The following is a 7460-nucleotide window of genomic DNA, read 5'->3' as shown; positions in this document are numbered from 1 at the left end:
CTAGAAGAAAATTCAAAATAACTTTGTGCATTTTTTGCTCGTTTTTGACTATTTTGCAGCTGCAATTCTGTGCTTTTGACATTAAAACTTGTGTTTTCAATTTCACTCAAGGCATTTTTTAGCGATTTTTGAAGCGTGAGATAAGATTCTTTCAAAAGTGCATCTTGCAAAAAATAATTTTGCGTTAATTGTGTGCGGTTTAAAATCGGCGCGGTAAGGGAGCTAGCAAATTGCCACGCAAGATTCCCGCTTGCCTGCGCATTAGAATCCAAAATCTCGTTTAAATTTGCGCTAATAGATAACACGGGAAACAAGCTTGCCTTAGCATTTGCCTTTGTATAACTCTGCGCATACAAACTAAAAAGTGCTGCTCTAATATCCGGACGCGCGAGCAAAACATTTGCAGGCATAGAATCCAAATGCAGCTCTGTTGGCGCATTTGGGGAGATTTGAGATTCTACTACAAAAGGAAGCTCTAATGTATCTAGCAAGATTAATAAAGCATTTTTATTTTCCTCAAACGCGCTCTTTAGAGATTCTAAAGTGTTTTGCTCATTTGTCAATAAATCTTGCTTTTCAAAAAGTTCTGTGCTATCTAGCAAACCATTTTCAACCTTTAAACGCGTCAGCTCCAAAGCATCTTGATAATGCACAATATTTTCCTGCGTTAAAATAAGATTACAAGAGGATTCAAGCAATGTAAAGTAAAGAATCGCTACATCGCCCAAAAGCGTGATTTTGGCATTTTCTAAATCTTGCAAAGATTTCTCATAAAGAGAAGCTTTGGCATTTTTGGCATATTGCAATCTCCCAAACAAATCCACTTCCCAAGAGAGAGTTGCACCTACTGCGGAAGTATAGGATTGGGTTTTTTGTATGGGTGTTGTATTGGTGCGCATATGCGATTCATTGGCATTAACACTTCCATCTACACTTGGAAAGATTGCTCCCCACGCACTTTTAAGTTGCGCCTTAGCCTGCAAGATTCTTGTATTCATAATTTGCAAATCCAAGTTATTGCCTAAAGCAATTTCAAAAAGATTTGCTAGAGTAGAATCGTTAAACAAAAGATTCATTTGCTCTATTGGCGACGCTTTGGCAAGAGGTTGGGATTCCATATCTACGCTGATTAAAGCGGTATTTTGGAAAGTTTGTGGGAGTGCTTGAGTGATTTCTGAATCTTTTGGCAAATTTGCAGCACAGCCAAAAAACATTCCGCTTGCAAATACTAAAATTATAAAATGTCTCCACGAAATCTTATGCAAAATCTGTTGCAACAAAATATCTCCTTAAAATAAAGCCAACATTCTATACCAAAACCCTAAAGCAAATGTGAATTTTTCATCAACCAAAACAGCTTCTACAAAATCAATGAATTAAAAACAAACTTTAAGGATTCTGCAAAATCTGTTGCGTGTTGATTTTAAAATCAAAGTATTTAGAGCGCAACTTAGAAGCGGCAATGGTTGTAAATTGCGAAGCGGCGGCACTAAAATTTTTTTCTTGCAGGAATAAAATTCCATTTGCGATTCTTGTTTCATAATTTGTCGGCGCTTCCAATTTGGAAAGCTGCAAAAGTGTAGAGGCATTTTCAATATGTCCTGCGCCAATAGCAGCCACCGCACCCAAAAAGAGCGTTTGCGTATCTTGCTCTTTAAAATCATCAATCAAGCTGTTATAAAGCGTAAAAGATTTTTCAAATTCCTGTAAATACAAATAAGTCAATGCCAAAGCCTGAATTACCCCGCGTGCGTCTTTTTGTTCGGTAATAAGGCGCATATCCAAATCTTGCTGAACATAATGCAAAGTCCCAATAATATGCGCAACTTCAATATACATTTCACGCACAACAGATGCTCCATAATAAATGGAATCGCGGTTAATTTTTGGGTCTTGGTAATAATTTTGCAACTTCAAAGCAAGAGATTTAGGCTCGTCTTGATAATTGATAGCCAAAAGTGATAAAAGATTGCTAATGGGGTCATTAGGATAGAGCCGTTTCAATCCCTCTGCAGATTTCACAAGCAAGGTTTGATTATTCATCTGCACGCCTTGCGCAAAATCCAAAGCATAATAAATCGCAACATTGTCTTCTTTGTTTTCAAGAGACTGCAAAGGCGTTGGAATACCATCTCTTGCGAAATTTAACAAAGCTTGAATAAATTCTTGCTCCTCGGCATTGCCTTGAAAATTGACAATTTCTCTTCCAATTTCACTTTCCAATCGCCCCGTATCGCGATAGGTTAATTTGGCAGTGATAAGGGCAAAAATTCCTGCATACAAGTCTTTTGGATTCAAGTGAAAAGAACGTAAAAAATGCTGATAAGCCGCGTCAAAATTACCCATTTGCGCATAATTTAGTCCTAAATTATAATGCAAAATAGAATGATTGGGATAAGCATTAACAACTTCTAACAATAAGGCATTAGCATTCCGAATATTTCCATTAAGCGTTTCTAAAATCGCATTAGCAATATTGCGATTCATTCTTGAAATCGTCTGTCCGCGCAGTAGAATCTCTTTTGCCTCTTGCAGATTCTCAATCCGAATATTAATGCCACCCTCTTGAATCACATTAAAAGCTTCTTTAGCGTCAAAGACTTTATAAGAGGCAAAATAAAATAAAACATTATAGGCGTTGAGCTTTTGCCCTGTAAAATTATCCCAAAAACGTTTTTGTGCAACATCAATATTAAAAAAATCATCACGCAAAGTGATTTGAATCGGATAAGGATTGCGGTCTAACGCTTCTTGATTTTGAGAATATTTATTTGCAAGCCGCGCAGCCTGACTATATTCTGTTAATTGTAGTTTCACAAGCATTAAGGCAATATCGGATTCCAAAGTGCTTCCAAATGTATCAATACTTTGCGTTAGAAGCTTGTTTGCTTCATTGTAGTCCCCGATGCGCGCATAAAGCAAAGCAAGATTAAACCAAGTTTTTGGGTCAGTAGAATTTCTATTTAACGCATCAATGGCTTTATAATTGTTATTAAAATACGCATACATTGTGGCTAAAAGCTGATTTGTTTCCTCTTGATAATAATCGGAAGAAGGATGAATCAAAGAAGAAAAAGCTTCCAAATAATTACCCAAATAAAAATTTGTCAGCGCATATAGATAGGAATAAATAGGCAAATTCCCTGTTTTTGGAAGATAAGTCTGCGCAAGTTGCAGATAATAACGATACTTCAAGGGTTCTTGTAGATACAACGAACAAATCGCGGCATTCAACGAACTAATCACTCTATCTTCCCCTAAATCAATAGCTTTTTGGAAAGAATTTAACGCTTCCAAATAGGATTTTTCTTCCATTTGCGCTACACCTAAATTATAATTAGAAAGCCCTTCAGAATAATTAGAAATCTTGTTATACAAATCCAATGCCTCTAGTTTATTGCCGTTAGTGTAAAGAAAATTTGCTTTTTTAATCAGTGCCTCTAAGTTTTCGGCATCTGTAATAATGTCTTCCCCTTTTTTAATACTAAAATCTATGGGTGGCAAGGCATTTGTTTGTGTCTGTGGTGGTTGAACTTCACGCGTCAAAACTAAACCAATCAAAAAAATAAATCCAAGTATAAAAAACCCAAATAAAACTGCCAAAATAACACTTATTTTTTTATGCTGATTGAAAAACTCTAAAAGTTTTTCAATTTTATTTTGCGGTTTAGATTCTTGTGGTTCTTTTTTTAAAATATCATCTAAAACACCAAAATTGTCATCAAGCTGAATCACTTGATTGTTTTCTTGATTTTGTGGCATAAAACTACCTCAAATAAGGCTCTAAAACTAAAGGAATCTTAATATTCCCATCTTTTTGTTGATAATTCTCCATAATCGCAACCAATGTGCGCCCCACAGCCAAGCTTGAACCATTTAAGGTATGGACTAATTGATTTTTCTTTTTAGAATCTTTATAACGAATCTTTGCGCGTCTTGCCTGAAAATCGCGTGTATTGGAAATAGAACTAATTTCACGATAGCAATTTTGTCCGGGTAACCATACTTCAATATCCACCGTGTTGCTTGCACAAAATCCCAAATCCCCTCCACAAAGCTGCACCAAACGATGTGGAAGCCCCAAAGAAACCAAAAGCTTTGAAGCACACGCAATCATGCGCTCTTGCATCATATCGCTTTCTTTTGGTGTTGTAATCGCAACCAACTCTACTTTATCAAATTGATGTTGGCGGATAATTCCGCGTGTATCTCGCCCTGCACTTCCCGCTTCTTTTCTAAAGCAAGGCGTATAAGCCGTCAGCATAAGAGGTAATTCCTCTTCGTCTAAGATTTCATCACGATAAAGATTCGTGAGTGTTACCTCTGCTGTGGGTATCAAATAAAGCTCGTGTCCTTTTTTAGCATTTTTTTCATTGGATTCCTCTTCTTCAAATTCTGATATTTTAAACAAATCATTTTCAAATTTTGGCAACTGACCCGTGCCAAAGAGAGTTTGTGCATTCGCAACTGCAGGGGTTCCAATCTCACTAAAACCACATTTGGAGTTAAAATCCAGCATATAATTAATAAGTGCGCGTTCCAACTTCGCTCCCATCCCCATAAATACGCTAAAGCGGCTTTTTGCAAGCTTCACTCCACGCTCAAAATCAATCCACCCATTTTGCTCCGCTAGCTCCCAATGCTCTTTGGGTTTAAAATCAAAATGTGTAGGTTCTAATACTTTTTTAATCTCAACATTATCCTTTTCATCTTTTCCAAAAGGCGTTTTAGAATCAGGAATATTAGGAATATTATGAGAAAACTCTTGCAATTTATTTTCCCACAATTCTACTTCTTGGGAATAAAGCGTAATTTGCCCTTTTAGCAAATCACATTCCTCTTTGAGCGCATTAATATCGCCCCCTTCTTGCTTGATTTTGGCAAATAGCTTAGTTTTGGCATTTTGCGTGGCTTGCAATTCCTCTAAAGCAGATTTTTTTTGTTTATAATTCAAACTGCTTTCACGCAATGTATTCAAAAACACTGCGTCAATATTGCGTTTAGACAATTTATCCATCACCTCTTCAAAGTGATTTGTAAGAAGTTTTAAATCAATCATAATAAATCCCAAAAAAATTAAATGGCTAGATTCTACACTAAGGCTTGTTAAAACACACTAAAAAATTTATAAAAATCATTCGAAATTATGCAAGAATAATGTATAATCTAAATTTATGTTTAAGCTTTAAAAGAATTGGGTTTAATCTAAAAATAATTTGTTTTGGAGAATTAAAATTGAATTCAGTTGGAAATTTTGCAATTGTGCTTGGTATTTTATGTTTAGTATCAATTGTAGTTTTGGCAATTACCGCAATTTCAGTCAGTAAAAGTGGAGGAAAACTCACTTCTTTTGAAAAAAAGATTCTCTTTGCAGTAGCTTTTTTGCTTTGCTCTGGAATCATCTTGCTCTACATTTTTTCTAATTTAAGCCTATTTTTTGCATTATTTTCTTAGACTTTTTGGTTTTTCCAAATACCACTTTGAAAAATTTTCCAATACACAAACGCACGCAAGAAAGTTTCCAAACAAATGCAAAGATAAATATAAATTGCGGGATAACCTCTTGTAGCAATAAAATAACAAGGCACAACGCGCAAGCCCCAAATCATTATGCTATTAATCACAAGCGTGATTTTTGTAATGCCCGCTCCACGCAATGCACCATCAAGAATACAAATAAACGCAAAAGCAATTTGTGAGATTCCAATAGGCACAAGATAATGGACGCTTGCGAGAATCGTAGCGGAATCCTCACTAAAAAAACTAGACCAAAAGGGAGCAAAAACACTCATAAAAAACCCCACAATCCCCATAAAGATTCCGCCAAGCAGTAGAGTATTGAGGGTGGAGTATTTTGCTTCTAATGGTTTTTTTGCTCCAAGATTCTGCCCCATAAGTGCCATTGCAGCAATCATAAAACCAAATCCGGGCATAAAAGCAAATCCTTCAATTCTCGTAGCGATTTGATAGCCTGCTAAATCGTAAGTCCCATAAAACGCGACAAATTTCGTCATCACGATGATTGCAAAAAGCGTAAAAAGACGCTCACAACCGCTAGGGATTCCAACAATAAAAGCGCGTTTAATATAATCAAAATTGATTCCGCCTTTAAGCGAAATGGGGCTATTTTTGTAAAATAAAAGGCAAGAAAACAAAGCGGAGGTTTCTAAAAAATTAACCACCAAAGTTCCAATTGCTGCACCCACAACACCCAATGCAGGCACAAAAAGGAATCCAAAAATCAAAGTATATTTTACAATGGGATTTAAAAGTGTAATGACAATTTTAATATAAAAAGGTAGCTTCGTTGCTCCAGCTGCTGAAAATGCAGAAATGCTTACTTGCTTTATCAACAATAAAGGCACACTAAAAAGCACGACACTTAAATAACTACTTCCGATTTCGTGTGCTTGGGATTCTATCCCAATCCAAGCAAAGAAAAATTCAAAGCCCCAAAACGCAGACAGCATTAAAGGCAGAGAAAAGACAAAAGCGGCGAAACTCAAGCTCATTACTACTTCATTAGCAGCCTTTTTGTCGTTTGCTCCCAAAAATCGTGAAACCAAAGCACTATTTCCGACAAAAATAATCGTGCTAAAGGCAAAAAGCAACATAATGAAGTTTAAGCTCACTCCCACAGCAACAATCGCACTTGCTCCAAATGTGCCAATCATTAGCAAGTCTATGGAAAGATTAATAATATCCAAAAGCGAATTTAAACCAGAGGGAATTGCGATATTTAGGATTCTATGGCTACGCTCTTTGGAATAAAATCGTATTTTATCGCGCATTTTCTTCCTTTTTGCTTCTTAGCTAACAAATCAATTAAATTGTAATTATTTTTAAGATTCTTTCTTGTGTTTTTGGACAATAACATAACATCAAATTGTAACAAAATCCTGCGAGATTCTTAAAAAGAAATCGCGTGGGAATACAAATAAGGTTTTACACAGAAATATTCAAATGCACAATCGTGCCATCTTCTTTTGTCTGTATAGAATCTTGTGATTCTTGCGTATCTTGCGATTCCTCTTCTTGCTTTTTTTCCTTTTCTTGCTCTGGTTCTTTACCATTTCCCTCACGTTCATCGTTTGTTTCAAGCACTTCTTCAGCGGGGCGCACTTCTTGAATCTCGTCTTGTTTATCTTGCATTTCCTGCAAATTTACCATTGCCTGAAAGTCAAGTTTGACTTGAGAATTTGCATGTTGCACAGAACCCACTTGGGCATTTTGATGAATATGAGTGATATTGCCAATAGGAGAAACTGCCATAATTAGTCCTTTTTAAGCTGAATCGTTTGAGCTTTGGCATAAACGACATTTGCACCTAAAGTGATTTTAACAAATTTACGCTTAGTGTAATCCACTGCGTAATTTTCATCACAATCTCTTGTAAATCCTGCTAAAATTTGCGCGGCTTTGCGTAAGATTATATCAGAAATTTTAGCCTTTCCGCAATG

At 36.1% G+C, this 7460-nt stretch carries 5 protein-coding genes and 1 pseudogene; all 6 read right to left on the bottom strand.

Annotation, left to right across the window (positions count from 1 at the left end; translation table 11 throughout):
- On the bottom strand, window positions 1-1277 hold a 1277-nt coding region (locus Q1553_RS03535), incomplete at its 3' end, for a TolC family protein (RefSeq protein WP_300842759.1).
- A gap of 112 nt (window positions 1278-1389) precedes the next feature.
- Window positions 1390-3762, bottom strand: a complete 2373-nt coding sequence (locus Q1553_RS03530) for a tetratricopeptide repeat protein (protein WP_297571761.1) — start codon at window positions 3760-3762, stop codon at window positions 1390-1392.
- A gap of 4 nt (window positions 3763-3766) precedes the next feature.
- Window positions 3767-5059, bottom strand: a complete 1293-nt coding sequence (serS, locus tag Q1553_RS03525) for a serine--tRNA ligase (protein ID WP_300669520.1) — start codon at window positions 5057-5059, stop codon at window positions 3767-3769.
- A 391-nt stretch (window positions 5060-5450) separates the two neighbouring features.
- Window positions 5451-6791 (bottom strand): MATE family efflux transporter, encoded by a 1341-nt coding sequence (locus tag Q1553_RS03520; protein WP_297601343.1) that lies wholly within the window; start codon window positions 6789-6791, stop codon window positions 5451-5453.
- 154 nt (window positions 6792-6945) lie between these two features.
- Complete coding sequence (locus Q1553_RS03515; RefSeq protein WP_115551603.1) at window positions 6946-7272, bottom strand: hypothetical protein; 327 nt, start codon at window positions 7270-7272, stop codon at window positions 6946-6948.
- A 2-nt stretch (window positions 7273-7274) separates the two neighbouring features.
- Window positions 7275-7460 (bottom strand): annotated as a pseudogene (locus tag Q1553_RS03510) (hypothetical protein); the annotation flags it as partial.

Source organism: Helicobacter sp. UBA3407 (assembly GCF_949747025.1).
Lineage (GTDB): Bacteria > Campylobacterota > Campylobacteria > Campylobacterales > Helicobacteraceae > Helicobacter_D > Helicobacter_D ganmani.
Note: the sequence above shows the minus strand (reverse complement) of the source record. Positions and strands in the feature narration are given on the sequence as shown.